This is a genomic window from Methylobacterium nodulans ORS 2060 (assembly GCF_000022085.1).
Lineage (GTDB): Bacteria > Pseudomonadota > Alphaproteobacteria > Rhizobiales > Beijerinckiaceae > Methylobacterium > Methylobacterium nodulans.
Map to the genome: position 1 here is coordinate 5,701,868 of NC_011894.1, position 26,997 is coordinate 5,728,864.

At 70.2% G+C, this 26,997-nt stretch carries 18 protein-coding genes; 13 read left to right on the forward strand and 5 right to left on the reverse strand.

Going from position 1 to position 26,997, the window contains the following annotated elements; translation table 11 throughout:
- The first annotated feature begins 37 nt into the window (after nucleotides 1–37).
- Nucleotides 38–568 carry a Fur family transcriptional regulator gene (locus tag MNOD_RS26440; RefSeq protein ID WP_015932033.1) on the forward strand — a complete coding sequence of 177 codons (531 nt, stop codon included), beginning with the start codon at nucleotides 38–40 and terminating at the stop codon, nucleotides 566–568.
- A gap of 42 nt (nucleotides 569–610) precedes the next feature.
- Here the strand turns inward: MNOD_RS26440 and MNOD_RS26445 are convergent, their stop codons facing one another.
- Entirely contained in the window at nucleotides 611–1,807 is a 1,197-nt protein-coding gene (locus tag MNOD_RS26445; protein WP_015932034.1) for an FAD-dependent oxidoreductase, read from the reverse strand.
- Nucleotides 1,808–2,011: 204 nt separating this feature from the next.
- On the opposite strand from MNOD_RS26445, the gene MNOD_RS26450 reads away from it, so the two are divergent.
- A complete protein-coding gene (locus MNOD_RS26450) occupies nucleotides 2,012–3,133 on the forward strand; it encodes a GNAT family N-acetyltransferase (protein ID WP_244424566.1) in 1,122 nt (373 codons plus the stop codon).
- A gap of 396 nt (nucleotides 3,134–3,529) precedes the next feature.
- On the opposite strand, the gene MNOD_RS26455 is transcribed toward MNOD_RS26450, so the two are convergent.
- Together MNOD_RS26455 and MNOD_RS26460 are read right to left on the reverse strand one after the other, a co-directional pair.
- Nucleotides 3,530–5,005, reverse strand: coding sequence for a right-handed parallel beta-helix repeat-containing protein (locus MNOD_RS26455; protein ID WP_015932036.1), 1,476 nt, complete (start codon nucleotides 5,003–5,005; stop codon nucleotides 3,530–3,532).
- Nucleotides 5,006–5,165: 160 nt separating this feature from the next.
- Complete coding sequence (locus MNOD_RS26460; protein ID WP_015932037.1) at nucleotides 5,166–6,221, reverse strand: acyltransferase family protein; 1,056 nt, start codon at nucleotides 6,219–6,221, stop codon at nucleotides 5,166–5,168.
- Nucleotides 6,222–6,467: 246 nt separating this feature from the next.
- Here MNOD_RS26460 and MNOD_RS41745 point away from each other — a divergent pair, with 246 nt between their 5' ends.
- The 11 genes from MNOD_RS41745 to MNOD_RS26515 all read left to right on the forward strand — a co-directional run bounded on the left by MNOD_RS41745 (nucleotide 6,468) and on the right by MNOD_RS26515 (nucleotide 24,087).
- Nucleotides 6,468–7,841 carry a glycosyltransferase family 87 protein gene (locus MNOD_RS41745; RefSeq protein ID WP_015927698.1) on the forward strand — a complete coding sequence of 458 codons (1,374 nt, stop codon included), beginning with the start codon at nucleotides 6,468–6,470 and terminating at the stop codon, nucleotides 7,839–7,841.
- Nucleotides 7,838–8,335 (forward strand): GtrA family protein, encoded by a 498-nt coding sequence (locus MNOD_RS26470; RefSeq protein WP_015932038.1) that lies wholly within the window; start codon nucleotides 7,838–7,840, stop codon nucleotides 8,333–8,335. Before MNOD_RS41745 ends, MNOD_RS26470 begins: the two co-directional genes overlap by 4 nt.
- Before the next feature lie 3 nt (nucleotides 8,336–8,338).
- Nucleotides 8,339–9,754 (forward strand): O-antigen ligase family protein, encoded by a 1,416-nt coding sequence (locus tag MNOD_RS26475; RefSeq protein WP_015932039.1) that lies wholly within the window; start codon nucleotides 8,339–8,341, stop codon nucleotides 9,752–9,754.
- A 366-nt stretch (nucleotides 9,755–10,120) separates the two neighbouring features.
- Nucleotides 10,121–11,605 (forward strand): UbiA family prenyltransferase, encoded by a 1,485-nt coding sequence (locus MNOD_RS26480; RefSeq protein ID WP_015932040.1) that lies wholly within the window; start codon nucleotides 10,121–10,123, stop codon nucleotides 11,603–11,605.
- A 175-nt stretch (nucleotides 11,606–11,780) separates the two neighbouring features.
- A complete protein-coding gene (locus MNOD_RS26485; protein ID WP_015932041.1) occupies nucleotides 11,781–12,935 on the forward strand; it encodes a hypothetical protein in 1,155 nt (384 codons plus the stop codon).
- A 763-nt stretch (nucleotides 12,936–13,698) separates the two neighbouring features.
- Entirely contained in the window at nucleotides 13,699–14,343 is a 645-nt protein-coding gene (locus tag MNOD_RS26490; protein ID WP_244424817.1) for a Crp/Fnr family transcriptional regulator, read from the forward strand.
- A gap of 849 nt (nucleotides 14,344–15,192) precedes the next feature.
- Nucleotides 15,193–16,056 carry a response regulator transcription factor gene (locus tag MNOD_RS49365; protein WP_015932044.1) on the forward strand — a complete coding sequence of 288 codons (864 nt, stop codon included), beginning with the start codon at nucleotides 15,193–15,195 and terminating at the stop codon, nucleotides 16,054–16,056.
- 999 nt (nucleotides 16,057–17,055) lie between these two features.
- Entirely contained in the window at nucleotides 17,056–19,386 is a 2,331-nt protein-coding gene (locus tag MNOD_RS26500; protein WP_015932045.1) for a GumC family protein, read from the forward strand.
- A gap of 55 nt (nucleotides 19,387–19,441) precedes the next feature.
- On the forward strand, nucleotides 19,442–20,464 hold the full coding sequence (locus MNOD_RS26505; RefSeq protein ID WP_015932046.1) for an NAD-dependent epimerase/dehydratase family protein: 1,023 nt from the start codon (nucleotides 19,442–19,444) through the stop codon (nucleotides 20,462–20,464).
- 49 nt (nucleotides 20,465–20,513) lie between these two features.
- The gene (locus tag MNOD_RS26510; RefSeq protein ID WP_015932047.1) at nucleotides 20,514–22,754 is read left to right on the forward strand and encodes an NAD-dependent epimerase/dehydratase family protein; all 2,241 of its coding nucleotides are present in this window, start codon (nucleotides 20,514–20,516) and stop codon (nucleotides 22,752–22,754) included.
- Nucleotides 22,744–24,087, forward strand: coding sequence for an MATE family efflux transporter (locus MNOD_RS26515; RefSeq protein ID WP_015932048.1), 1,344 nt, complete (start codon nucleotides 22,744–22,746; stop codon nucleotides 24,085–24,087). The genes MNOD_RS26510 and MNOD_RS26515 overlap by 11 nt, the downstream gene beginning before the upstream one ends.
- A gap of 413 nt (nucleotides 24,088–24,500) precedes the next feature.
- Here MNOD_RS26515 and MNOD_RS26520 read toward each other — a convergent pair whose 3' ends face one another.
- Nucleotides 24,501–25,712 (reverse strand): glycosyltransferase, encoded by a 1,212-nt coding sequence (locus MNOD_RS26520; protein ID WP_015932049.1) that lies wholly within the window; start codon nucleotides 25,710–25,712, stop codon nucleotides 24,501–24,503.
- A 73-nt stretch (nucleotides 25,713–25,785) separates the two neighbouring features.
- A complete protein-coding gene (locus MNOD_RS26525; protein ID WP_015932050.1) occupies nucleotides 25,786–26,784 on the reverse strand; it encodes an NAD-dependent epimerase/dehydratase family protein in 999 nt (332 codons plus the stop codon).
- Nucleotides 26,785–26,997 lie beyond the last annotated feature (213 nt).

Here is a 26,997-nt window from a genome sequence, read left to right on the forward strand (position 1 = left end):
ACTGTAACAGGCTGGGCGTGTCAACCGGAGAGCGAGCATGGACGAGCACGCGCGGACAGGCCATGGCTGCAGCGGCGAGAGCCGGGCAGGCCTGCTGGCGCGGGCGGAGCGCCTCTGCCGCGAGCGGGGCCTGCAGTTCACACCCCTGCGCCAGCGCACCCTCGAGGTGATCGCCGCGGAGACGCGTCCGCTCGGCGCCTACGACATTGCCGAGCGCCTGAGCGCGCCGGGACGCCGGGTGGCCGCGGTCTCGGTCTACCGCGCCCTCGACTTCCTCACCGAGAACGGCCTCGTCCACCGGATCGCCAGCCGCAACGCCTTCGTGCCCTGCGAGCACAGCCATCACGAGGGCGAGGGTGTGGTCTTCCTGATCTGCCGGGCCTGCGGATCTGTCGACGAGACCAGTTCGGCGGAGATCGAGCGCGGGCTCGATCGCACCCTGGCGCAGGCGGGATTCCGCCCGGCGAGCCGCATCGTCGAGATCGAGGGCGAGTGCGGCGCCTGCCAGGGGCGGGAGGAGCGGGCGGGCGAGAAAAGCAGCGGCACGGCCTCGCGATCGGACGCCTGAGCCGGGATCCCGCCTATCGGGGACTGGGCCCCCTGTCCGGCGTCAGCCCACGGAATCCGCCGAACTCGGGGCGGAGCGGCGGCTCCGCTCCAGCATGCGGACCGGGATCTGCAGCGCGGAGCGCGAGGCCCAGCGCACAAGACGCATGCCGAAGCGCAGCCAGCGCCGCGCCTCCCAGGACAGCCCCTGGTTGATCGAGAGCGCGCGCAGCTCGAAGGCCCTGGCCACCGACATCGCGTCGCAGGCCGTCTTGACCGGGTCCGCGTAAAAGGCGCGCATCTTCTCCTCGCCCATGCCCGGCGTCTCGAGCCAGCGCGGAATATGGACGCGGCACAGCCGCTCGATATCGGTGAAGACCTTCAGCGAGCCGGTCCCGGTGGCCGGACACGGCGTCGCGAACGCGTCGCCGACCAGCACGAGACCCGGCCGCTCGATATCGCGCAGATGATACAGATCCGTCGGCCGGACCTTGATGGGGCCGACCACGCGGTACGACCCGATCACCCTGGCGAGCCTCGGCATCAATGTCCGCAGCGCCGCATCCGGATCCTCGCGGAAGCTCTTCAGCCACGGGCTCTTCAGGGCCTGGTAGAGGAACAGGTTGGCCCGCATCGACCGCCCGATCCGAAACAGGCTCAGATAGGCCATGCCCTCTGCGCCGCGTTCCGGATTGTATTGCAGGCCGGGAAAGGCGAAGTCGCCGCCATCCATCGGTTCCAGATCGAAGCCGATCGTGATCGAGTGACAGGGGCTGACGAGTTCGCGCGACATGCCGAGCGCTTGGCGCAAGGTCCAGTTCGGCCCGCTCGCGAGGACGACGAGGCGCGCCCGGATCTCCCGGTCGCCCGACAGACGGACCCGCGAGCCGTCCGCATGCGGCGTGACCGCATCCACGAAGGCCCGGCATACGCGAACGGAGGGGGGGATCTCGGCCCGGATGGCGTTGACGAGCCGATCATAGGCCAACCCGTACTGATCGAAGGGCACCTTGTCGACGATGCGGCCGAAGCGGGCGATCCAGAGCTGACCGGTATGGGTGGCCGTCCGCAGGACGGCCTCCGCGAGACCGCAGCGGCCCAGGACTTCCATATGGCCCTGTTCCAGCTTCTCGCACCGGAAATCGGGAGGGTAGACCTCATGCGGGTCGATGATGACGACATCGTGCCCGGCACGTCCGAGCATGGCGGCCGCCAGCGCGCCGGCCAGTCCCCCTCCGACCACGGCAACATCCGTCTGCACGGCTGGCCTCCGATAATCTGGTCATTCGGTCGAGGCATAGACTAAGCTGTCCGTTAAATCACTTTTGTGTTCTTTCGTGGTACGCCCATCATCGGCCGCGTAATACGAATGCTCCACCCTGCGGTTGTTCCACATAGAAAAAAAACAAGGGCATATTGAAGCTGAACCGATTTGGGTCGCTTCGCGATGCACGATGCCCTCTCAGTGTCCGACTTCGCGTCCGTGCCGGAAGTGGCTGCTCCTCGATCCTGGAGCGCCACGATCGACCATGATCTCGCGCATCTGGAGAGACCCTGGAGCGACCTCGAAGCGCGGGCAGACGGATCGGTCTTCCAGAGCTATTCCTGGTGCCGCGCCTGGGTCGAGGCCAGCCGGCGCGCCGGCTGCCGCGAGACGCCGTATATCGTCAGCCTCTGGAGCGGCGACCGCCTCGTCGTGCTGCTGCCGCTCGTCCTGCGGCATCTCGGTCCCTTTCGGATCCTGCACATGCTCGGCGAGCCGGCGACGCAATACAGCGACGCGCTGGTGGAGCGGGGAATCCATCGCGAGCCGTGGATCACGGCCGCCTGGGAAACCCTGACGTCGTTCCGGGGCGTCGACGCCATCATGTTCAGGGGCGTGCGCGCCGATGCGGCCATGGCGCCCCTGCTGGCGGAGTGTTGCGGCGGCTGCGTCACGCGGAGCGAGGAAGCGCCCTTCAGCGATTTCCGGCCGGATGCACGCAATGGCCCGGTCCGGCGCCGGTCCGCCCGGACCCGCAACACGCTCCGGCGCCATCAGCGCGACCTTGCCGAACACGGTCCCGTGGCCTTCGAGCTCGTCGGCGACGCGGCGGGACGCGTGGAGGCCATGCGCGAGGCGCTGCGCCTCAAACATGCGTGGCTCAACCGCACGAGGCGGATCAGCGCCGGCTATGCCCATCCGGCAAACCGCTTCTTCCTGGAAGCGATCGCGGCCTGCCCGGACTTTCTCGTGGCCCGCCTCAGCGTCGGCGGGCACACGGCCGCCGTGGAGGCCGGCATCCTGCGGCAGGGCTACTATGCGTCGCTCGTGCAGAGCTACGACGACCGCTTCGCCGAGCACGGCCCGGGCCGTCTCCTGTTCTGGTCCATGGTCGAGCAGGCCGCGGAGATCGGCATCGAGGTGCTCGACTTCCTCGCACCCGCCTACCCGCACAAGCGCGAATGGGCGAACGACGCGATGCCGGTGAGCGACTACGTGATTCCCCTGCGCCTCTGGGGGCAGGGCCCCCTCGCCTATGTGAGGCATGTCCGGCCGCGCATGAAGCTGTGGCTGGAGCGGCTCCGCCGCCTCGGAACGGCCTAAAAGGAGAAACCGACCTGCGTGGAAGCCGCCCTGTTCCTCATGCTGAGGCGGCGATCGAAAATCGCACCGGCAGCGCCGGTCCTGACGGATGAAACTTCAGGGTGAGACATGCGGACCAGCGCGCCCCAAGATGGTGCGCGGTCGATCGAGACCGCAGCAGCCCACGCGACGACCTCCGTCTGACGACGCATCCGGAGACGATCGACGCTCGGCTCGCCCGACCTCCCGTCGTCCGCTCTCTCTTTCCCGGGCGCATGCAGCGCCAGCGGAATGCGACCCGGGATCCAGCACGAGACTTGCCGCGCAGCGGCTCCGTCTGATCCCCCGCCGCCTGCACCCCTGCCCGCGGGCAGGGGTGCAGGCGGGCGGACGACCACCCCGGATCGCAGGCAGGCGCTACTTCCCCGAGCCCGCGGCCCCGATCTGCCGCAGCTGGCCGCTCCCCTCCTGGCCCGCCTTCCGGAAGCCGGCGAAGGACATCTCCGGCCCCCACAGGAACAGGGGCTCGAAGCCCGGCCGGTAGAGATAGGTGTTGCGGTCGAATCGGTTGCCGCCGGCCTCGATGATGCCGGCCTGCGGGTGGCCGTTCGGCACGTCCGAGGTGCCGCCGGAGCGGCCGATCTCGTCGAAGGTCGTGGTGTTGTCGTGCACGTTGTTGCCGCGCGTCTCGTAGAAGCCGCCGCCGCGGGCATGCGGGCGGCCCTGGTCGACGAGGATGATGCCGTGCCCGCCGGGCGCGACCGTGAGGTCGTTCCCCGTGACCTCGACATCCGCCGAGGCCGCCACCTGGATCTCCGCTCCCCAGACCCAGGCGTGCCGGCCGGCCCCGTTGCGGCGCAGGTGGTTGTTCCGGATCGTCGCCTCGCGCGAGATCTCGAAGAAGATGCCGGGCCCGGCATTGCGCTCGACGAGATTGTCCTCGAACAGGACATGCTCGCAATCGATGTCGCACCAGAGGCCCGGTCCTCCGTTCTCGAAGACATGGTTCCCGCGCAGCACGACGGAGCGGGCGAGCGCGATCTTGACGCCGCCGGCCTCCCATTCCGGATCATAGCCGTGGGTGTTGTTGGCCCAGATCCGGTTGCGCAGGATGGAGAACCCCTTCCCGGTGCCGCCGACGCCGAGCTGGCCGTTGTGATGGATGTCGCTGTCCGACAGGCTGCCGCCGGAGCCGAGCGCGACTCCGGCGCCGCTGTTGAAGCGCAGCTCGGAATACGAAATCTGCCAATTGCGCCCCGCCGCGGCCTGGACGGCGCCGTATTGCGCGAGGCTGTTGTACTTCTCGATCAGGAGGCCGCTGATCCGCACGTCGGCGGCCCGGCCCGAGAAGGCGAAGGCGGCGCGCGCCGTCTCGACCACGTGGCCCGCGGGGTCCCGGGCCAGGGAGATGGTTCCGGCAGCGACGTCGAACAGGAAGGTATCGGGGGTCATCTCCTCCGGCGTCGCCACCTGCCGCAACGGCACCCCGTCCAGGAACAGCCCGGCCCGCCGGGTGCAGGGGCGACCGGCGAGGCAGGATCCCCGCGTCTCGAGGGGGAAGGGCTGGCCGCTCACGACCCAGAAGCGACCGCTGCGGGCAAAACCCATGAGGCGGCGCGATCCGTCGAGGACCGCGCCCTTCTCCCCGAAGAAGGATTGCCCGTTGCGCGGCGTCACGATCTGCATCCGGTGGAGGCCCGCCCCGATGCAGAAGCTGGCGCCCTCCCCGGCCCGGTCGACCGCCTCCTGGATCGACGATCCCGGCGCGATGCGGATCGCACCCGCCGGGCATTCGGGCCGCCCGGCCTCGTCGGGGCCCGCCCCGAGCGCCGGGGCGAATGCCAGGGCGAAGAGGGGGCCGAGGAGCATCGCCCAAGGATGCGGCTGCGTCATGGCCAGGGCGCCTCCGAGCACATTCTCCGTCGAAGCGGACACCTTTTCGCAGTCCGGACATGCGATCGATCAATGTGAGAATCCGTCAGGCGCCCATGGAAGCGCCTGAGAGATTCCCGGGCCCCGTGGCCGGCATCGCGCCGTCGCCGCCGGCGGCCCGTCAGGGGCGGGCCATCTGCGGGAGCGGCTTGCGGCCCGGGAGCCCCCCGCGCAGGAACTGCTCGATCGGCACCTCGATCACCCGGTACGCGATCACGCCGACCGCGACGGCGATGAGGATGGCCCCCAGCCGCACGAGGAGCGAGAGATCCTCCGGGATGGCTGCGACGCCCGCGAGCTTGCCGCTCGCCGACAGGATGAACCAGTGCGTCAGGTACAGGCTGAACGAGGCGTCGCCGAGACGCCAGGCCAGCCGGTTGAGCGCGCAATCCGCCGACAGGACGCGGCGGCCGAGCAGAACGATCGCGCAGAGGAGGGTGGCGATCCCGATCCGCAGGACGAGATGGTCGCTCCAGGCATTCCCGACCACGACCGCCACGGACGTCGCCGCCAGACAGGCGGCGGCGATCGCGACGCGCCCGCCCCCTGAGCCCTCCTCGCAGCAGCGCAGGAGCCAGCCGAAGCCGAAGGCCAGCATGTAGGGGCTCGCCACATGGAAGGTCCAGACGGAGACCTCCGGCCGCGGGCCGAGCCAGCAGCCGAGGCCGCCGAGCGCCACCACGAGGGCGGCGAGTGCGAGCTTCCTGGCCCGCGTCAGGGCGCCGAGGAGCAGCGTCGCCGCGACGATCTCGTAGAAGATCATCTCGTGTTCGAGGGTCCAGGTGGGGCCGAGGATCGGGAACTGCCATTGCGGCAGGGCAAGGTAGGACCGGATCAGGGTGCCGAGCGTGATGTCGGTCGGCGAGATCAGGTATTGCGCGGACGTATAGTGAATGAGGGCCGCGAGCGAGGTGAAGAGCACGCAGAGCGGGATGATCCGGCGGATCCGTCCGAGCATGAAGCTCCCGGCGCTCGGCGCCCGCGAGGCCACCATGCACATGATGAAGCCCGAGACGACGAAGAACACCTCGACGCCGATCCCGCCGACGGTCGGGTACCATCCCTGGAGGATGGAGGCGCGCGCGATGTGCTTCGTCGCGAGGTCGGAATGGACCGCCACCACCTCGAGCGCCGCCACCGCCCTGAGCCATTGGATCTCCCCCCGACGCTCGGACATACGGTCGATCTCCAGCGCGAACGCACCGTCGCGCGGCAGATGAACCGATGTATTTCGCGAGATCGGCCGCCAGACGTCTCACAGGATATGCTGCGATCAGAGCGAGGCTTCAATCGATCGGGCGCCGCTCCCAAGCACTAGCCCGAAAGGGGCCGTAGGCCGCCGCGGCCGCCGTTTCTATCGTCCGGGATGAGCCGGCGGCACCAGGCCGAGGGCCGGCCTGCCGCGATGCAATCGGGAGACATCATGTCCGAGGGAGCCTCCCGCGCCACAGCGCGCGCCGCCGCGGCCGAGCGGCCCCGCGCGCATCCGCCCGCCGCGCCGCTCCTCCGGCCGCCCCTGCTCTGGGCCGCTTCCGCCATCGCCGCCATGATCGCCTGCGGCATCGCGCTCCGGCTCGGCGGCTATGTGGGCAGCGCCTACAGCTGGTTCACGCTCGCGGGCGCGCTCGACGATTCGTGGATGCCGATGGGCCGCGCCTATGCCCGCATCACCGCGGCGCATCCGGCGCCCCTCTACGACCTGTTCTTCGTCGAGCACGTCAAGTTCCAGTACCCGCCGAGCTCGCTCCTGATCTACGCCGCCCTCGAGGCGCTCGGCATCACGCCGGGCGTGCCCGAACTCAACCGCCTGGTCTGGGTGAGCATCCTGGCGATGCCGGTCCTGATCTTCCTGATCTGCCGCCAGTTGATCGCGCAGAGCCCGCTGCGGGCGGGCGGCGCCGGGCCGGCCAGCCTGCTTGCGGCCCTCTTCGCGGGCGCGGCGCTGTTCTTCTATCCGCTGATGATCGCCTGGCGCCTCGGCCAGGTCCAGGCGCTCCTCAACGCGCTCTTCGCGCTCGCCTGCCTGCTCTGGCTGTGGGAACGCCGGCTCCTGGCCGGGCTCTGCATCGGCCTCGTCTGCCTGGTGAAGCCGCAATTCTCCCTGTTTCTCGTCTGGGCGCTGATCCGGCGGGAGACGGCCTTCGCGGCGGGCCAGGCCGCCAGCCTCGGCCTCGGCCTCGCCGCCTCGGTCGCCCTCTTCGGGTTGGGCAATCACCTCGATTACCTGTCGGTCCTGACCTACATCTCGCAGCGCGGGGAGATCTTTTGGGACAACACCTCCGTCAACGGGCTGATGAACGGGCTGATGTTCCCCGATGAGGTCCTGAAGTTCGACTACTCGGCGTTTCCGCCGCCGACGCCGCTGGTGCGCAGCGCGACCCTGTGGTCGTCCGTGCTCATCGTGGCCTATGCGCTGTTCCCGCGCCCCGGGGCGCGCCGGGCGGCCCTCCTCGACCTCTCGACCGCGGCCATGGCCTTCACCCTCGCCTCGCCGATCGCCTGGGGGCACCATTACGGCATCGCCTTCCCGGTGCTGGTCATCCTGTTCTTCGCTCTCGCGGGTGATCCCGACGCGCCGCGCCGCCGCGGCCGGCTCGTCCTGTGGGGCCTGTGCCTGGTGGCGATCGGCAATTACTGGAACATCTCGGAGCACCTTGCCGGCACGCTGGCGGCCCCGCTGCAATCCTGGCGGCTCGCGGCGGTGCTGGCGGTGCTGGTCCTCCTGCACCGGCTCCAGGCCGAGGCCGCCCGCCCCGTCGCCCCGGCCGCGGCCGAGCTGGATCCGGCCCGGGCATGAGCAGGCTCCCCCTGCCGGCCCGCCGGGCGCCGCCGCTGCGGCCGCTTGCGGCGCTGCCGCCCGCGATCCGCTTCCTCTTCGCCGGGGGCACCGCCGCCGCGCTCAACTGGCTCGCCCGGTTCCCGCTCTCCCTGGTCCTGCCGTTCTGGCTCGCGGTCTGGACGGCGGCAGGGCTCGGCATGGTGGCGGGCTTCATCCTCTACCGGCGCTTCGTGTTCCCGTATTCCGCGCGCCCGCTCCGCCTGGAGATCCGCGACTTCATCGCCGTCAATCTCGCCACCTCGGTCGTGGTCACGGGAGCGGCCGAACTCGTCCGCATCGCGCTCGCACCCTGGTGGGACGGGGAGGCGGCCCTGGCCTTCGCCCACGCGGCGGCGATCGCAGCGGGCGCGGTGCTGAACTTCCTCGGGCATCGCAGCGTCACCTTCCGATCGGCGAGCACCGGCCCGCGTCGCGGGACCGGCGCCCCCGATGCGGTTCAGTCGGGACTCTGAGCCATGCGCCCGCTGCCGAGTTCCGCCGGATCGGCCGCAGCGAGCGGCCTCGGGGCCGCCCTGGCCGGTCGCGCCGCGCCGTTCCGCCTCGTCTCGCATGACGGCTATGTCCGGTTCCTGTGCATCTGCCTCGCCGGCTACGCGCTCGCCGGCAAGGGCTTCGCCTATGTGGGCCTTCCGCCCCTCCTGATCGGCGAGATCCTGCTGATCCTCGGCGTGGTCGTGTTCATCCGCACCCGCTGCTGGCTGGCGCTCGGCAGCGCCTTGCCCATGCTGATCCTGGCGGTCCTGATCGCCTGGGTGGTCTGCCGCACCGTGGTGTTCCTGCCGGTCTACGGCTTCGACGCCCTGCGGGACAGCGTCGTCGTCATCTACGGCGTGTTTGCCCTGGTGGTGGCGAGCCTGCTGATCGAGAAGCCGGAGCGCATCGGCTGGATCCTCGCCGCCTATGCTCCCTTCGCGGCGCTCTACGGGATCGTGGCGCCCGCCATCCTCAACGTCAGCGTGGTCTTTCCCAACTTCCCGACCTGGCCCGGGCTCGACGTTCCCTTCATCTACGTCCGCCTCGGCGAGGCCGCGATCCACCTCGCGGGATCGCTCATCTTCGTGATGCTCGGCTTCCGGCGCGTCGGCTATCTCTGGTGCGCCTTCCTGCTGCTCAGCATCGCCTTCATCACCCCGAGCCGCGGCGCGATGCTGACCGTACTGGTGCCGACCGCCCTGGCGATCGTCCTCAGCGGCCGCCTGCGGCTGGTCGCCCTGCCGCTCCTTGCCGGGTTTCTCATCTTCCTCTCGGCCTATGCGGCCGGCCTCGAGATCAAGCTCGAGGACGGCCGCAGCATCGGCCCGCAGCAGATCGTCCGCAACTTCGAGAGCCTCATCGGGCGGAGCAACGCCTCGAATCTCGACGGGACCAAGCAGTGGCGGCTGCGCTGGTGGCAGACCATCGAGACCTACACGCTTCACGGTCCCTATTTCTGGACCGGCAAGGGGTTCGGCGTGAACCTGTCGATCGATGACGGGTTCACGCTCGGCCCGGAGCTCAAGGGCCCGCCCCTGCGCTCCCCGCACAACGTGCATTACACGATCCTGGCCCGCGCCGGGGTCCCGGGCATCGCGCTCTGGTTTGCCGCCGAGAGCGCGTGGTTCCTGATGCTGCTCAGCGCCTTCGCGACCGCCCGCCGCCGCGGCGAGATCCAATGGGCGAACCTGCTGCTCTGGATCACCTGCTACGGCCTCGCCATCGTCATCGATGCCAGCTTCGATGTGGCGATCGAAGGGCCGATGGTGGGGATCTGGCACTGGTGCATCTTCGGCCTGGGGGTCGGCGCGGTGATGGTCTATCGCGGCCCCCGCCATGCGCCCCGACCGGGCGATCCCTTCGGGATCGCCTCGCCGATGAGGGACCGGCGGAGCTAGAGCATTGTCCGACGGACCGGGATCCGCGCCCTCGGACGAGAGCGCTCCCCGCCGAAGCGGAGCCCGGTTCGGCGACAAGACTGAGGCGGAAGCAAAGACATCCAGGCCGGGTGGCGGGGCGGAGTCCCGCCACCCGGCTCAGGCGCCGTCGGCTCCCCGAGACCTCGCCCGGGCTGCGATGGTCGCGAGGCCGAGCGGCCTGCACGCGGGCAGCCGCCCTCACCCCGGCCCCGCGCCGCGCTCCCTTCCGGATGAGAGTCAGCAGGCCGCAAGGCCCACGCGCGTACCCCGAAAGAACTCATTCCGGCCGCGCCCGCCTCTGGCACAGTCCTGCCGATGTCAGGACGAGCGGCAGCGGAGGCGGGAATGGCCGGGACCCAGGTGCTGGCGGATGAGCCTGCAGACAATCGGCCTCGTTCCAGCTCGACAGCACCGCTGGTGGTCGATCTCGACGGCACTCTTCTGCGCACGAACCTCCTGTTTGAATGCGCTCTCGCGTTCCTCCGGCTCAATCCTCTGGGAGTGATCGCGATCGTCTACTGGCTGATACGAGGCCGTGCGCGGCTGAAACAGGAACTCGCCCGGCGGGTCCTGCTCGATCCGAAGCTGCTGCCGCTGAACGAAGCGTTCTACGACTATCTCGCGGCCGAGCGCGCCCGCGGCCGCAAGACCTACCTGGCGACCGCCGCCGATGGCGCGATCGCGCGGGCGGTGGCGGAGTGCTACGGCCCGTTCGACGGCGTTCTGGCCAGCGACGGCGTGATCAACCTGAAGGGCCGGCGCAAGGCCGAGGCGCTGGCGCGCGCCTTCCCGCAAGGCTTCGCCTATGCGGGCGACAGCCGCGCGGACTACCCCATCTGGTCCCTCGCCGACGAAGTCATCGCGGTCGGCGGCGCCCGCTTCACCGGGAATGCCTCCCACCGCTTCGGCAAGGCGGTCATCAGCTTTCCCACGCCCGCGATGCTGCCGGCGCTGCTGGAATGCGCCCGGCCTCACCAATGGGCGAAGAACCTGCTCGTGGTGGCACCGGCCGTGCTGGGCGGCGTGGCGACAGACCCCGCGCGCATGCTGCAGGTCCTGCTCGCCTGTGCGGCCCTCTGCGTCATCGCATCCTCGACCTACGTCCTGAACGACCTCTGGGACGTCGCCGACGACCGCCGCCACTGGTCGAAATGCCGGCGTCCCATCGCGTGCGGACGCCTTCCGGTCGCGGCGGCGGCGGGTTTCGTGCCCTTCGGGCTGAGCCTGGGCTTCGCCCTCGGCGCTCTCGTGGGGCCCGCCGTGGTGGCGGCCCTGCTCGGCTATACCCTGCTGACGGTCGCGTATTCCCTGTCGCTCAAGCGCGTGCCGATCCTCGACGTGCTGGTGCTGGCCAGCCTGTTCACGCTCCGGCTCGTCCTCGGCACGGTCGCGGCCGCCGTCCCTCCCTCGCCCTGGCTCCTCGTCTTCTCGATGTTCCTGTTTGGCTCGCTCTGCTTTGCCAAACGCTACATCGAGGTGGAGCGCTGGCGGGACCGCGGCGAAGGCAAGGTCTCGAGCCGGGGCTACATGGCCAGCGACGGGCCGCTCCTGCTCGCGCTCGGCACGGGCACCGGGATCGCGAGCACCGTCACGATCGTCCTCTACATCATCTTCGATGCCTTCCGGCACGATCTCTACGGCAACGTGGCCTGGCTCTGGGCGTTTCCGGTCATCCTGTTCCTCTGGTTCTCACGCATCTGGCTCGCTGCCGCGCGGCGGGAGCTCGACGACGATCCCGTCGCCTTCGCGCTGAACGACGTGCCGAGCATCCTGCTCGGAGCCGCGCTGCTCGGGGCCTTCGTCCTCGCCTGGGCGGGAGTGCTGGCATGACCCCGGCCGACCTCCGGACCGGACCGGCGCGGCCATGGCGGCGTGAGGCGGCTCCGCCGGGGCCCCGGAGCGGGTCGCAGGGACGCGGCGGATGAGGACCGGCGCCAAGAGATCACGCCAGGAGATCACGCCAGGAGATCACGCCTAGAGACACGGCAGGAGGTCACGGCAGGCCATGCTCTTACGACCGCTCACGCCCGCGCTCCGCATGCCCGGCGCCTCCGCCGGCGATCCCTCCGATCGGCGCTCGCCTCCGGCTGACAGCCGCAGCAAGCCGAGTCCGGCACCGGACGCCGCAGGCCAAGCCGCGAACTGGGCTGAGGCGTTCCGGCGGGAATATCCGGATCTCTTCGAGGCGCCGCCGGCGCCCGTTCGCCCCAGGCCCCCCGTCCCGCGGCTCGCGCGCATGGTGGCGGCCCTGCTCTTCGGGACTGCGATCGGGGCCGCGCTCGGGCCGGCCGCGCTACGCCCCCACTCCGCGGATGCGGGAAGGCGGGACGAGTCCGCGCACCGCCTGACGCAGGCCGAAGCGCAGGTCGCGGCCCTCTCCCAGGAGGTCAGGTCCACCCGGGAGGCGGAGGCGGCTGCCCGGGCGCAGGCCGCCCAGGCGGAGACCCGGGCACAGGAGGCCGGACGGCGGGCCGCCGCGGCAGCCGCCGACGAAGAAGCCCTGCGCGGCCTGCGGAAACAGCTGACGCGGGCGCAGGCGCAGGCAGCGGATCGCGCACAGGCCCTCGACACTTCCGCGGCGGCTCTCGCCGCCTCCGAGGCCGAGGTGTCCGGTCTGCGCCGGTCGCTCGCCGAGGCCACCACGGCGCTCTCCGCGGCGGAAGCTGCGGTCGCGGAGGCGCGCAGCGGCCGTGCGGCGGCCGAGGCGGCGCTGGCCGAGGCGCAGCGCGCGCAGGAGAGCGCGCAGCCGCGGCCGGCCGCTCTGCCGACAGAGCCCGCGTCCGCGGGTGCGTCCGCCGTCCCGCCCTCGGCGGACGTCGCCACGGCAGACGACCTGCGGACCACGGTCGCGCCTACGCCCCGCTTCGTGAGCTTCCACGCTGCGCAGCCCATCTCGGGCACTCCCTTCACCGCATTCTGGCCCTCGGATCCCCACACGCCGGTCGCCGAGGGCGCGGCCGGCCCGGTGCCGAACCCGCCGCCGCGCCCGGACGGGACTTCGACCGCGCCGGGATCCGGCGCCGGCGCGACCCGTACCGCGGGGCCGGCTCGCCCCGCCGCGGCGCGGGGTCGTGCCGCCAGAGCGGCAGCGCGGACATCCGGAGCGAGCAGGCCAACCCCCGACAGAAGCGGCCAGAAGCCCGGCGGATTCTTCGATTGAGCCGAGCCCCTCGCGCCCATCGGCTCACCGCCCGCAGATTGGCAGGATTTGGAATTGCGTCCCACTCATCTGATCAATGCTGCAATGTGCAAGCGGACTTCACCCTTGCGACCAATCCGGTCCGATCACGTACACGGCAGCCCGACAGTGCTCCGGCGGTCGATCTGTAACCGTTACGTGATCGCAAATTTAACATTTTTTGTGGTAGCGGTAAAAGGCGGCTTTGAATGTGCCTGGATGCCTCCGAACAGGAAGATGCCGCGGCACTCGATCCAACCTCGTGGAGGACACGATGACTCGATCGGTACGCGGATGACAGCTCGGTACTGGTTCTCTGCTCGCGGCTTGCCTCGCCCCGCGCTTCTCTCGACTGTCTCGCTGTCCGGATCATGGACCGGAACGGTGCCGGACCTGGATCGCTCCAGCGTCCCTGCAATCATCAGCCAGGATTCCAAGGCGGCGCGGCTGAGCCCTCCCGATCCGGCCGCCAGACGGTCCCTTTCCCATCGCACGCCCCGGCGCCCGGTCCCCCGCGGCGCCGCCAGGCCGCCTTCACGCGTCACGCGCGGAGCGACGTCGAGCGCAGTCGCGCCGCGCTCGACCGGCATCTGCTGCCTCGCCGCACCGGTCGATTTGCTCAGGTGACGCCAAGCCGCGGAGTAAAGAGATGTATCACTGTCTGTCCAGACGGCCGGAACAGCGAGGCTCGGCTCACGATGGATGGTCGCACACTGTCCCTCAGGCGTCGCAGCGTCCGTTGTCGGTGCCTGCGCGGACCGAGATCTCCGAGATTTGTGGGGCGGAGAGCATCGTCGTTCTGCTCGAAGGGATGGCCTGCCTCTACAGGCTCCTGCCGAACGGGTCGCGCCGGATCCTCTCCCTGATCCTGCCGGGTGAATTCTGCTGCGGACATCTGCCGGATGCCCGCCCGCTGGGATACGCGATCGGCACGCTGACGGCGTCCTCGATTCTCCGGGTCTCACCCTGGTCGACGGTGCAGCCCGCCGGCGGCAACCCGAAGATCCTCGATGCGCTCCGCTGCCACACCCTCCTGAAGATGAACATGATGCAGGAGTGGCTGTGCAACACCGGCCGAGGTTCCGACAAACAGATGGCTCACATCTTCTGTGAGCTGCTGGTGCGCCTTCAGGCCATCGGCTTGGCCGACGCGAACGGCTTCGATCTCGACATCACGCAGGCCGACCTGGCCGACATGATCGGGATCTCGCCAGTCCACGCGAACCGCGTGCTGAAGCTCCTCTCCCGCAAGAAGCTGCTCGAATGGAGGAGCCGGCGCGTCGACATCCCGGACGTCCCGCGCCTCAAGGCCTTCGCCGCATTCTCCCCCCACTACCTGACAAGCCCGTCTTCGGCCGCCCTCCCCTGCTGGACGTCCCCGGGCGGCTGATCGCGCCGGACGGGGAAAGGCCCGGTATCGGCCCGCGCGGCGCGCCCCGTCCCGGCAATCCCGGCTTGGTCGGCCGGCGCGTCGCATGGCGTTATCGCCGCTCGGCCGGCACATGCCGCCAGCCACGACCCCAAGGGACCAAGAGGCTGAAGGGCCCAAAAGGCCGAGGCATCGGGCCGTCGACCCGTCGCGCATGATCAATGCCAAGCCGGAGGCGTGGCGAAGAGATTTGGCGAATAGATTTGGCGACGATTCGAGACCGTAACCAATGGTCATGGTCATATCCGGTTGATATGACACGCCATCGCAGCAACCGAAATCCCGTCATTCGGCCCATATGCGCCAAGGCCGAAACACGACGACTTGCGAAATCGATAGGACACTTGCCGCCTGTTGCAATCCGGCCGAAGCCGCGCGCTGTCATGCGATGACGACTCCGAAAATCGTCTTCAGGTCGACACGGACCGATGCAATCTCACCAAAACCGCGATAAATTAATGGCTTTTCCTTAATTTGTCATAATATTCAGCCAATACTCAGTATTACGCAGATCCTGAAGCTCAGCGGTCGAACAAGAACCAACACGGGCAAATGCTCACACCTCCGGCAAGCTCCTCCTGGGGCGTAGGCCGACTTGCGCAGGCGATTACGTTCAAATCAGCGACAAGTCGTGATATCCAACTCATACAATCGATACAGCAACCTATGGCTGTATAAACACACCGAAAGAGCCCGCATGTTGATATTGATCAATGCGTGAACTGTCAGAACGTGTACAAAATAGAGCATATCCGTACGCGTGCGTACCCTCTTCCCGCCTCACGGCGCTCCTTAGCATCGAGTTCAGTCATGATGAATGGGCAACAGGGCAGCCTCAACCCGCGCGGACATGCAAGCCATGACGGCTTGGAGACGGTGATCATCGGGGGGACCGAGCTGTTGCGGGAGGGGTTGAGACGGCTCCTCATCCCGAAGGGCTTCGAGGTGACCACCGTCGAGCACCGGATCGCCGATGCCGCGCGGACCGGCGGGACACCCAATCCTCCCGCAATCGTGATCCTGTGCGCCGAACCGAAGGTTGAGCTCTCGCTCGACGAGGTACGTGCGGTCCGCGAGCGCTATCCGCACAGCGTCCTGATCTGCCTGTGCTCGACGTCCAACGAGGATCAGATCGTCCCGATGCTGGAGAACGGCGCCGCGGCAATCCTCACGCAGACGACCGGAGTGAACACCCTCATCCAGGCGGTGGAACTCGCGCTCATGGGGCATCGGGTCGTGCCCTGCCTGCCCACGCCGCCGACGGACATGCCGACGCAAGAGACGGAGGAACAGGCTCAGGCGGGGTCCGACCCGGTCCTCACGATGCAGTCCTTCCGCCCCTCGCCGCGCGAGGTGATGATCATCGCCTGCCTCGTGCGCGGCGAGTCGAACCGTGACATCGCCCGGCAGCTCTCCATCCCGGTCGGGCGGGTCAAGGGGCACGTCAAGGCGATTCTCCGCAAGATGCGCGTCCAGAACCGCACGCAGGCCGCCATCTGGGGGATGAAGCATCGTCTCGGTTCCGAGTCGCCGCTCGCGGCGGAGGAGCCCTGCCTGAATGGCGCCGAGCCGGCCATCGGCCTTCTGCCGCAGGCCGGGCTCGCCTCGGTGAGCGCGGTCGCCGCCGCGGACGTTCATCCGGCGAACGTCATCCGCTCGGACTTCACGCCCTGATGCCAACCGGATGCTCGTAGAAGCATCCGGCAGCTCGAATCTTGATGTGCCGTCTGTTCGGCCGGAGAACCGGTCGCGGTTTTTCCGGACAGACATGAGAGAACTACTTGAGCAGCAGCCGTGGTGGATCGCCCGGGATCGCAGATCCCGCGTGAGGATCCCACAGCGTGCCGCAATCAAGCGAACGCGCCGTGCTGCTGGCGGGCTGGCCCGGTCCTGGTGTTGCTGAACCCTCCATAAAATTGACCGCCTGGAAGCCGCTCCGCTCCTCATGCTGAGGTGCTGCGGCTGCGCCGCAGCACCTCAGAGGCTGTGAATCTTTCGGTTTTGGACTTTTCTGATCCTAATAAAATCAATCACTTAGCGGACGCTAGAAGGTCGAAAATCCAAAAAATTCACACGCTCTCAGCATGAGGAGCGGAGTTGGTTGCCGCAGGAGGGGCGCTCATCCCGCTGCGGTTTCCAGCCGCAGTTTCACCCCTCACGGTCGGCTTGGCCGGTGGTGACCTGAGATGTCTCACGCGGGAGCGCCGATCGTCTGCCACGCCCCGCACGGGTGAGGACGTCCGACACCGCGATCGTCATCAACGGGTGATCCCAGCGGCCGCTCTCGGTGTCTCGCACGGGACCGCATTGCCGCGACGGGCCGGCATCCGGAGGCCGTGAGGCCGGATCCGGCGTCGCCGTCGTCGATACCACCTCAGGTTGGCGCCTGGGTGCCAAATTCCGGCGCCCGGCCCGTCGCGCAGGCGTCCGGCTCCCCCGGCGCCCCGCTCCGGCGGCGCCCTGCGGCGGCGCCCTGCGCCGGGCAGCCGGTCGGTACGGCGACGGACAGCCCAATCGGGGTAATCCATGTTCGCCCGTTCCAAGGACTGCTCGGCCGCGGTCCAATCCGATTGCCGGACGACTCTTCAGGGCCGTCCATCCACACGTCCGATCCCGACGCGGCCAGCTCGCCGAGCGAAGGCCGCCTCGGTCGGGTACGAGCGCGAGGACGGAATGAACTGTGTTCCGGAGCAGCAGCCGAAGGCGAGCTCGGGCCTCAACCTGCGGCAGCATTACGAGGCGCAGAGCCTCGGTGCCCTGACGGCACTCTGGCGTCATCGCCAGATGATCGGCGGCCTGATCATCGCCGCCATGTCCGTCGCCGTCGCCGCCTGCTTCGTGCTGCGGGATCGCTACACCGCCGAGGCCATGATCCAGGTCGATCTCGCCCGTCCTGCCGCCTTGCAGGCCGGACAAGCCGGACAGGCCGGACAGGCCGCGCAGGCGGCAGCGGCGCTCGATGCATCCGCCATCGTCGAGAGCGAAGCGCGGGTGATCAAGTCGCGGTCGGTCGCCCGCCGCGTCGTGGACGACCTCCACCTGCAGGACGATCCGGCCTATGCGCGCAGCCCCGGCCTGCTGTCGCGGCTTCTCGGCGGGCTGTTCGAGGGGCATGGCACCGCGCCACTCGCGGATGCGGCCGCGATCGAGGCCGAGCGGATCGCCGGCCAGCTCTCCCGCGGCCTCACGGTGAGCAACGATACGCGGGCCTATCTCATCACGGTCGCCTACACGGCACAGAATCCGGACCGCGCCGCGCAGTTCGCCAATGCGTTCGTCGAGGCCTACCAGCGCAACCGCCTGGAGATGGCCGTGTCCGAGGCCGAGCGCGCGAGCGCGTGGCTGGAGAGCCGGATCCACGCGACCGGCGAGGAGCTGCAGCAGGCCGAGGCCGCCATCGAGACCTATCGCCGGGAGGCGCATTTCGTCGAGAGCGGCTCGGGCGGGAACCTGCCCCAGCAGGAGCTGCGCGACGTCCAGGTGCAGCTCGTGGCGGCCGGGCAGACCCGCCTCGCGGCCGAGGCCCGCCTGACGCGGGCGAAGGAGATCTTCGCGAGCGGCGGCGTGCCCTCCGCCCAGGACCTCACCGGCGCCCCCGTCATCCAGCGCATGCTGGAGAGCGTCGAGACGGCCAAGCGCGAGCTCGCCGGCCTGAGCACAACCGGGCCGCGCCACCCGCGCTTCCTCCAGGCCCAGGCCGCCCTGGCCGATACCGAGCAGCGCCTGCACCAGGAGATCGACCGGACGATCGGCAACCTGCAGAGCGAGGTGCGGAGCGCCGCGGCCGACGAGGCGTCCCTGGCGGCGCGCGTCGACACCCTCAAGAGCGCGGTGATCAACGCCATGGGCCGCGAGGCGAAGCTGCGCAGCCTCCAGGCCAATGCGGCGGCGATTCGCGACCGGCTCAAGCTGCTCAACGACAGCCACGCCCAGGCGCTCGCGCTCGCCGGCATGACCTCCTCGACGGCACAGGTCGTCATGCGGGCCCGGCCGGTGCCGACGCCCTCGGGGCCGAACCGCCCCCTGATCCTCGGCCTCACCCTGATCGGCTCCGCCGTGGCCGGCGCCGGCCTCTCCTTGCTCATCGAGCGGCGGGACACCGGCTACCGCTCCGGCGGCGAGATGGCCGAGGAAACCGGTGCGCGCTGCCTCAGCATGATCCCGGCGATCACGACCGCCTCGGACGCCGCCGCGGTGCGGATGTTCGACGAGGCCGTCCGTCTGGTCGCCGCCGCCCTCGGCTGGCCGCACGGGCCGATCGCGCCCCAGGTGCTGCTCGTCACCTCCTGCGTGCCGCAGGAAGGCAAGTCGCTCCTCTGCATGGCGCTCGCCAAGCTCCTTGCCGGGCGCGGCACCCGCACGCTGGTGATCGACACGGCGGGACCGCGGCTGGGCGCCCCGGACGCGCCGAGCCTGGAGACCGTCCTGGCGGGCGACCACCAGGACTTCCTCGACGGCCTGTGCGACCGCCCGGTCGTGCTCCTGCGGACCGCGACCGGGCCGGATGGCGGCGACCGCCTCCTGAGCGAGTCGTTCGAGGCCTTCCTGGCGCTCGCCCGCGACAGCTTCGACGTGGTGCTGATCGAGGCGCCCCCGGCGATGCTCGTCGTCGATGTCGCGCCCCTCGCCCGCCTGTCCGACGCGGTGGTGCTGGCCGTGCGCTGGGGCCGGACGCCGCGCCGGACGGTGATGGCGACGCTGCAGCGGCTCCAGGATCTCTCGATCCGCATCCGCGGCCTCGTTCTGACCCAGGTCGATCTCGACCAGCACCGGTACGAGCGCTTCGCCGACCAATGCGCCCACTACGCCGCCTACCGGCCCTTCTTCGAGACCTGCGCGGCCTCCGTGCGGGACGCGTCCCGCCTGCGGGGGCGCGGCGCGGGCGCCCCGCCGCCCGCCATCGAGGGGTCCGAGGAATGGCCCGCCATCGGCGGCCCGGCCGAGGCCCGCTCCACCGGATTCGTCATGACGCAGGCCCGTGCGCCGGATGCCGGCGCCGCCTGAGGCGCCGGCACGGTCCTGAGTGCCCCGCACACGGTCGCAGAAGGAGAGGCTTCAGATGAGGATCATGGTGATCGGCGGGAACGGGTTCGTCGGCCGCCCGCTGTCGCGCCTGCTCAGCGCGGAGCACGAGGTCTGCGTGCTCGACACGCTCCGCTACGGCGGCCTGCGCTTCACCGGCGAGGAGCTCTCCCGCCTGAAGGTGGTTCTCGGCGACATCACCGATCCGGACGAGGTCGCCGCCGCCGTCGCGGCCTTCCGGCCCGAGGCGATCATCCACCTCGCGGCGATCCACTACATCCCGGAATGCGAGCAGGATCCGGGTCTCGCGGTGCGCGTCAACGTCGCCGGGACCGTGAACCTCCTGAGCGCCTGCCCGCCGGGCTGCCGCTTCGTGTTCGCGAGCAGCGGCGCCGTCTACAAGGCGGACACGCGCCCGCATACCGAGGACGGCTCGGCCGTCGAGCCGAGCGACATCTACGGCTTCACCAAGCTGCATGGCGAGCATTACGTCCGCTACATGGCGGGCCTGCGCGGCTTCCCGGCCGTCGTGGTGCGCCTCTTCAACGTGATCGGGCCGGGCGAGACCAACCCGCACCTGATGCCCGAGATCGTCGCCCAGCTGAAGGCCGGGTACAGCCGCATCGCGCTCGGCAACCTGACGCCCAAGCGGGACTACGTCCATGTCGAGGATGCGGCGCGCGGTTTCATGGCGGCGGCGCTGGCGGGCGAGGTCGCCCGGGGCGCCTGCGTCACCGTCAATCTCGGGACCTCGTGCGCCTACTCGGTCGACGAGATCGTGCGCAAGCTGCGCCAGATCTCGGGTCTCGACTTCGCCGTGGCATCGGACCCGGCCCGGATCCGCGCCGTGGACCGGCCGGTCCTCGCCGCCGATATCGGGCGCATCCGGACCCTGTTCGGATGGGAACCGGCCCGCTCGATCGACGCGGCGCTGGCCGATCTCTGGCAACGGCCCGATCTCTCGACGCATCTGACGACGAAGTACCGGCTCGAACCGGCCGGCGCGCCGCTCCCGCGCAGCGAGGCGCTCCCGGGCATCGCGGCCGCCCCGGCGCGCTGACGCGCCGGGGCCCCCGTCTCATCCCTCCCCACCGAAAGGTCGCCCTCCCATGCCGCTGCGTTCCAGACCCGACACGCCCCGCCTCGCCATCATCGGCTGCGGCGCCGTGGTCGAGCATCACCTGCTCCCCGCGCTGCGGCGCCAGGGCTGGACGCCGGAGGTGCTGGTCGACCGCTCCCCCGCGCGCCTCTCCCTGCTCGCGGGCCGGACCGGGCGGCGGCGCTCCGCCGTCATCACGGCGCCGGACTGGAGGGAGGTCGCCGACCACTTCGACGCCGCGGTCGTGGCGACGCCGCACACCACGCACGGGCCGCTCGGCCTCGCGCTGCTGGAAGCGGGCAAGCACGTGTTCATGGAGAAGCCCCTCGCCACCACGAGCGCGCAGGCGACGGCGATGATCGCCGCCGCCGAGGAGCAGAAGCGCGTCCTCACGGTCGGGCTCCTGCGGCGCTACCTGACGGTCGCCCGCTGGACGCGGGCGCTGATCGCCTCGGGGGTACTCGGCACCATCCGCCGGGTCGAGGCCCGCGAGGGCTTCGTGTTCAACTGGGCGACGAGTTCCGACGCGCTCCTGCGCCGCGACCTCTCGGGCGGCGGCGTGCTGATGGATACCGGCGCCCATACCCTCGACCTCCTGGGCTACTGGCTCGGCGACATCACGCCCATCGCCTATGCGGATGACGGGGAGGGCGGCGTCGAGGCCGATTGCATCCTCGACTTCGCGCTCGCCGGCGGCGGCCGGGGCCGGCTGGAGCTGAGCCGCACCCGCGACCTCAGCAACACGGCCCGGATCGAGGGCACGGAGGGCTTCGTCGAGGTGGCGCTCTACCGCAACGAGGTGCTGGCCGGCTCCGAGGCCGCCCTCGCCTTCGTCCACGAGGGTGTGTCGCCGGCCACGATGAAGCCGCAGCTCTTCCCCGCGCTGTTCGACGCCGAAATGCGCGATTTCCTGCACAGCGTGCGCGGACCGGAGCGGCCGTCGCTGCCGGCGATCGCCGGCCTGCGCTCCGTGCGCTGGATCGAGACCTGCTACGGGATGCGCCAGCCCCTGGACCGCCCCTGGGACGCGGTGCCCGGCGCGCCCGCCGGGACGATCGGGGCAGGCACGCGGGTGGCGGTGACGGGGGCGAGCGGCTTCATCGGCGGCCGGCTCGTCGAGCGGCTGGTGCGGGCGGGCGCCGACGTGACCTGCCTCATCCGCGAGATCGGGTCTTCCACCCGCCTCGCGCGGCTGCCGGTGCGCCTCATGCGCACGGATCTCGCCGACGCGGGCCAGGTGAGCGCCGGGCTGAAGGGGGCCGAGATTGTCTTCCACTGCGCCTACGACCCGCGCTCGCGCAAGCAGAACCTCGAAGGCGCGCGCAACATCATCAGAGCCTGCGCCGAGCACGGCGTGCGGCGGCTCGTGCACGTGAGCACCTTCTCGGTCTACGAGCCCTTCCCCGACGGCCCGCTCACCGAGGAGACCCGGGACGGCGATCCGTCCTGGATCTATGTGCGCGACAAGCTCGCCATGGAGGCCGAGGTGCTGTCGGCCGCCCGCGAGCGCGGGCTCCCCGCCACCGTGGTGCAGCCCACCATCGTGTACGGCCCGTTCTGCAAGCCCTGGACGAACGCCCCGGCCGAGATGCTGATCACCGGCGAGGTCGTGTTGCCTGAGCGGGGCGAGGGCGTGTGCAGCGCGGTCTTCATCGACGACCTCGTCGACGGGATGCTGCTCGCCGCCACGCGCCAGGAGGCGATCGGCGAGCGCTTCATCCTGTCGGGACCGGACCATGTGACCTGGGCGACCTTCTACGGCGAGTTCGCCCGGGCCCTCGGGGTGCGCCCGCCGGCCTTCTGGCCGCTCGACCGGGTCGGCCGCGCCAATCACGGCCTGATGCGCGACATCAAGCTCGTGGCGCGCAACCCGAAGCGCATCATGCAGATCATCGTGCGCTGGCCTCCGGCGCGGCAGGTGCTGCAGGCGGGCCTCGACGCCAGCCCCAAACCCCTGCGGGCTCTCGTCGACCGCTACTATTTCGGCAGCGGCGGGCGGGTTTTCGGCCAGGTCTTCGTCCCGGACCCCCAGAAGACGGCCCTGTATCTCACGAAGGGCGCGGCCGAGATCGGCAAGGCGCAGCGCCTGCTCGGCTACGCGCCGCGCCACGGCTTCGCGGCCGGCATGCAGGCGACGCGGCCCTATCTCGAATGGGCCTTCGCGGATCTGCGGCGCGCGGCCCAGCGCGCCGCCGGGCCGTCCGAGCCGCCGCCGGCCCCGGTCGCGCCCGGAATCGCCGATGCCCGCTGAACCGGCCTCCGGGACCAACCTCCTCGGTCCCCTCTCACCGGAACCCGCCCCTCTCCCCGGCGGGCTCCGGCGCAAGGCCGCTTCCGCCCTCGCCCAGGCGGGGCGGCTCGGCTGGCCGCTCGTCGATCAGGGGATCGCGAGCATCGGCACCTTCGCGCTCACCGTCACCCTCGCCCGGGTCCTCGCGCCGGGCGAGTACGGAGCCTTCGCGCTCCTTCTGGGGGGGCTGATGACCCTCCACATGGTGACCTCGTCGCTCGTGTTCTATCCGCTCTCCATCCGCCTCGCCGCGGCGGCGGAGGCCGAGAGCGCCGCATTTGCGCGGACGAGCCTCGTCCTGCTGGCCGCCCTGCTGGTTCCGGCCATCTCGGCCGTCGGCCTCGGCCTTCTTCTCGCCGGCCATGCCGACCTCATTCTCCCGGCCTGCGCCTATTTCGTGCTCTGGCAGGTGCAGGAGGCCTTCCGGCGGCTCCTCTTCGCGCAGTTCCGGTTCGCCGCGGCGGTGCCGGGCGACGTCGTCAGCTATCTGGGGCAGGTCGCGGTGGTCCTGGCGCTCGCCCGGGCCGACCGGCTCTCGCTGGCGAGCGCGCTCGTGGCGATGGCGGCGACCTCGGGCCTCGCGGCGATTCATCAGGCGGCCCTCTCCGGCGTTCTCGCGCCGGCCGGGGCGAAGCGAGCCCTCGGGGCGACGGCTCGGGACTTCTGGGATCTCGGCAGCTGGTCCCTGGCCAACAACCTCCTGGCGATCCTGCGCTCCCAGTTCCTGCTCTGGGGGCTTGCCGCCCTGGCCGGAGCCGGGACCGCCGCCTTCCTGCAGGCCGGCCTGAACCTCGTGAACCTGATGAACCCCCTGGTGATCGGGCTGTGCAACATCATCCCGCAGACGGCGGCGCAGGCCCATGCGGGCGGCAAGGCCCGGGCCTGGCGCGCGGCACGCCCCTTCGCCCTGGCCGGGGCGCCGGTCGCCGTGCTGTTCTTCCTCGCCCTGGCCTTGGCCCCCGAGCTGCTGCTGGCGCTCGTCTACGGGAGCGAATCGCCCTACCGCGTGCTTGCGAACCCGGTGCGGCTCCTCGCCCTGTGGGCCATCACGGCCTACGCCACCGACATGATCTGCTCGTACTTCCACGGGGTGGAGGCGGCCCGGCTGGCGCTGGTCGTCAACGCCGTCGGAATGGCGGCGACGCTGCTCGCGGCCGTGCCGCTGGTGGCGGGTCTCGGCCTTGTCGGTGCCTGCATCGCCCTCTGCCTTGCCGGCGTGGTCCGCCTTGCGCTGGCATGGGGGCTGCTCGGCCGCCTCATCGCGAGCGATGCCGCCGAGGCGCCGCGCGGATAGGGTGGGACGGTACGCCGGGGGCTGCAGGTCGCAGCGCCGGCGGGCCGCCCTCCGCGCCTCGATCGGCCCTGAGGTGCGTGGAAGCGGCCACACACTTCAGGTTCGATTTTAGACCGCGTCAGCCCGCGCGAGGATGCCCGCTTCCTCTTTCCCGGACGACTGCAGCGTCAGCGGAATGCGACCCGGGAGCCAGCACAAGACATCGCGCAGCGACCGCTTGTCGGCCACGCTGGAGACAACCGGAGCCGCTTCGCGGCGAGTCGTTGTGCTGGGTCCCGGATCTGCTTCCGCTAACGCTGCAGTCGTGCAGGCCCGAACGAGCCCGGAAAGAGGGAGCGGGACAGAGGCGGAGAATCCGGGATGGGGCGGAGACCCTCTGATCCGGTCTGCGGACGCTCCGTTCGGAGATCGTCTCAGACGGCGCGGCGCAGGTCGCCGCCCGGGACGGCGTAGAGGTCCTGGAGGCGGCGCGCCGACCGCGTCCAGTCGCCGATTTCGAGCGCCATCCGGTGCGCGGCCAGCGACAGCCGCGCCCAGCTCTCCGGCGGCACGCGCGCGGCGGCGGCAAGGGCCTCGGCGACGCCCTGTCCCGAGAGCGTCCCGACCACGAAGCCGGCGCCGAAGCGCTCGACCGCCGCGCCGAGACCGGTCGCCCGCGACACGATCAGCGGCAGGCCGTTCAGCGCCGCCTCGAGGGCGCCGATCGGCTGGCCGTCGAAGCGCGAAGACTGGACGAAGAAATCCCAGCTCTGCAGGGTCTGGATCTTGTCCTCTCCGAAGACAGGACCACCCACCGCGACCGTGTCGGCGACCCCCTGGCGCTCCGCCAGGGCGCGCAGCTCGTCGTCCTCCGTGCCGTCCCGCCCCAGCCCGGCAAGCATGAGCCGCCCGGCTCCTCCCGCCGCGCGATGCCGGCCGAAGCCCTCGATGAGGAGGTCGAGCCCCTTGTGCCGCAGGGCGTAGCGGCCGCAGAAGCCGAAGGTCGGATAGCCTGCGGAGGGGCGCTCGCGCACCGGCCAGGCCGGCTGCGCGTCGAAGGCGCTCGAATAGCTCGCATTCTCGACGATCTCGACGCGCGCCCGCGGCGCGATCCGATGGATCGTGGCCGCCTCCTGCGGCGTCAGGGCGTGCACGAAGGCCGCGTTCTCCAGGAACCGCCGCTCGAAGACCGACAGGTACAGGGACACGGAGGGCCGGACCGGCCGCAGGTCCTCGTCGAAGACATGGGCGTAGCGCCCGTGGATGGTGACGACGTAGCGCACGCGGCGGCGCATGAGGTCGCGCCCGATCATCGGCAGGACCGGACGCCGGCCGCCATGGATATGCACGATCGTGTCCGGGCCCGCTTGGTCGAGCAGCCCGTCGATCACGCTCGGCGCGGCCTGGACCATGCGGCCGAACAGGCGGTGGCCGACGAGGCGCAGCGGCTGGACGGGGGCCGCCCATTGGCGCAGATCGATGCCCTCCCCGGTCTCGTGCAGCAGGACGATCCGGACCGCGTGGCCCATCCGCAGTTGCTCCCGGGCGAGCCGGCAGGCGGCGTGATGAATCCCGTTCGTCCGTGAATCCTCGGCCTCCTCGAAGACGAGGTGGCGGATGTCGAGCGGCGTCGCGTCTCGGGGCATGGGTGGCGTCACGGTCCGGCGGGCAGGAGGGGCGGGAGGGGCGGCACGCCGAGACGTGCCGCCGGGTCACGGCTCACTCGGCCGCGTGCAGCACCCCGCTCTCGCGCGCGCTCTCGCGCGGACGCGCGAGCTCGGCCTCGATCCACCGGTAGGTCGGGACGAGGCCCTCGCGGATCGAAGTCCGGGGCTCCCAATGCAGCACCTGCCGGATCAGGGCGTTGTCGCTGTTGCGGCCGCGCACGCCCTGCGGCTTCGAGCGGTCGTACCGCTTGGCCACCTGCTTGCCGGCGATCTCGGCCGCGATCTCGACGAGATCGTTGATGCTGATCATCTCGTCGGTGCCGAGGTTGAGGGGCGCGCCGTAGTCGGACTGCATCAGGCGGAACAGCCCTTCCACGCAATCGTCGATATACATGAAGGAGCGCGTCTGCAGCCCGTCGCCCCAGACCTCGATCTCACCGCCGTCGGGGCAGAGCGCGACCTTGCGGCAGATGGCGGCCGGCGCCTTCTCGCGACCGCCCTCATAGGTGCCGAGCGGCCCGTAGACGTTGTGGAACCGGACCACCCGCGTCGGGATATTCCAGTCCTCCGTCATGTATTGGCACAGTTTCTCCATGTAGATCTTTTCCAGCCCATAGCCCTCTTCGGGCAGGGCCGGCCATGCCATGTCCTCGCGCAGCGGCGTGACGTCCGGAGAGGTCTGCAGGTTGGTCGGGTAGATGCAGGCCGAGGACGAGAACAGGAAGCGTCCGACTTTGCTGTCGCGGGCCGCCTTGGCCATGTGCGCGCTGATCAGTGTGTTGTTGAGGGTGATCTCGGCGTGGGACCCGCTGATGAAGCCGATGCCGCCCATATCGGCGGCGAGATGGTACACCTCCTCCATCCCCTGGGTGACGCTCTGGCAGGCATCGTGAAGGCGAAGATCGCAGCGGATGAACTCGTGCGCCCGCGACTCCTGGAATTGCGGATACTTGAGATCGACCGCCCGGACCCAATAGCCGCGGCCGACCAGATAATTAACAAGATGGTGGCCAATGAACCCGCCGGCCCCCGTAACGAGAACAGTCTTCATGACGGTCCGTCCTCTCCTGCATCGCACACAGGGAAGTCGTGACATGACCGTGAGGGACCGCGCCATTTCGCATGCGGGCTACGACCGAATCGCCGCCCGCCCTCTCCTCTTGCGGCAGTGCATGCAGGGACAATCGCGGCGCGCGGGACCGGCCGGTCGCCGGCCCGCCTCCCGCGCGCGACTGCCCCATTTTGGGACTCAGGTCAATCGAAT

Bases quoted from the DNA above. Each gene is read 5' to 3' on its own strand.
- MNOD_RS26440 (WP_015932033.1), top strand. From the start codon at position 38: ATGGACGAGCACGCGCGGACAGGCCATGGCTGCAGCGGCGAGAGCCGG.
- MNOD_RS26455 (WP_015932036.1), bottom strand. From the start codon at position 5,005: ATGACGCAGCCGCATCCTTGGGCGATGCTCCTCGGCCCCCTCTTCGCC.
- MNOD_RS26460 (WP_015932037.1), bottom strand. From the start codon at position 6,221: ATGTCCGAGCGTCGGGGGGAGATCCAATGGCTCAGGGCGGTGGCGGCG.
- MNOD_RS41745 (WP_015927698.1), top strand. From the start codon at position 6,468: ATGTCCGAGGGAGCCTCCCGCGCCACAGCGCGCGCCGCCGCGGCCGAG.
- MNOD_RS26470 (WP_015932038.1), top strand. From the start codon at position 7,838: ATGAGCAGGCTCCCCCTGCCGGCCCGCCGGGCGCCGCCGCTGCGGCCG.
- MNOD_RS26475 (WP_015932039.1), top strand. From the start codon at position 8,339: ATGCGCCCGCTGCCGAGTTCCGCCGGATCGGCCGCAGCGAGCGGCCTC.
- MNOD_RS26480 (WP_015932040.1), top strand. From the start codon at position 10,121: ATGGCCGGGACCCAGGTGCTGGCGGATGAGCCTGCAGACAATCGGCCT.
- MNOD_RS26485 (WP_015932041.1), top strand. From the start codon at position 11,781: ATGCTCTTACGACCGCTCACGCCCGCGCTCCGCATGCCCGGCGCCTCC.
- MNOD_RS49365 (WP_015932044.1), top strand. From the start codon at position 15,193: ATGATGAATGGGCAACAGGGCAGCCTCAACCCGCGCGGACATGCAAGC.
- MNOD_RS26500 (WP_015932045.1), top strand. From the start codon at position 17,056: ATGAACTGTGTTCCGGAGCAGCAGCCGAAGGCGAGCTCGGGCCTCAAC.
- MNOD_RS26505 (WP_015932046.1), top strand. From the start codon at position 19,442: ATGAGGATCATGGTGATCGGCGGGAACGGGTTCGTCGGCCGCCCGCTG.
- MNOD_RS26510 (WP_015932047.1), top strand. From the start codon at position 20,514: ATGCCGCTGCGTTCCAGACCCGACACGCCCCGCCTCGCCATCATCGGC.
- MNOD_RS26515 (WP_015932048.1), top strand. From the start codon at position 22,744: ATGCCCGCTGAACCGGCCTCCGGGACCAACCTCCTCGGTCCCCTCTCA.
- MNOD_RS26520 (WP_015932049.1), bottom strand. From the start codon at position 25,712: ATGCCCCGAGACGCGACGCCGCTCGACATCCGCCACCTCGTCTTCGAG.
- MNOD_RS26525 (WP_015932050.1), bottom strand. From the start codon at position 26,784: ATGAAGACTGTTCTCGTTACGGGGGCCGGCGGGTTCATTGGCCACCAT.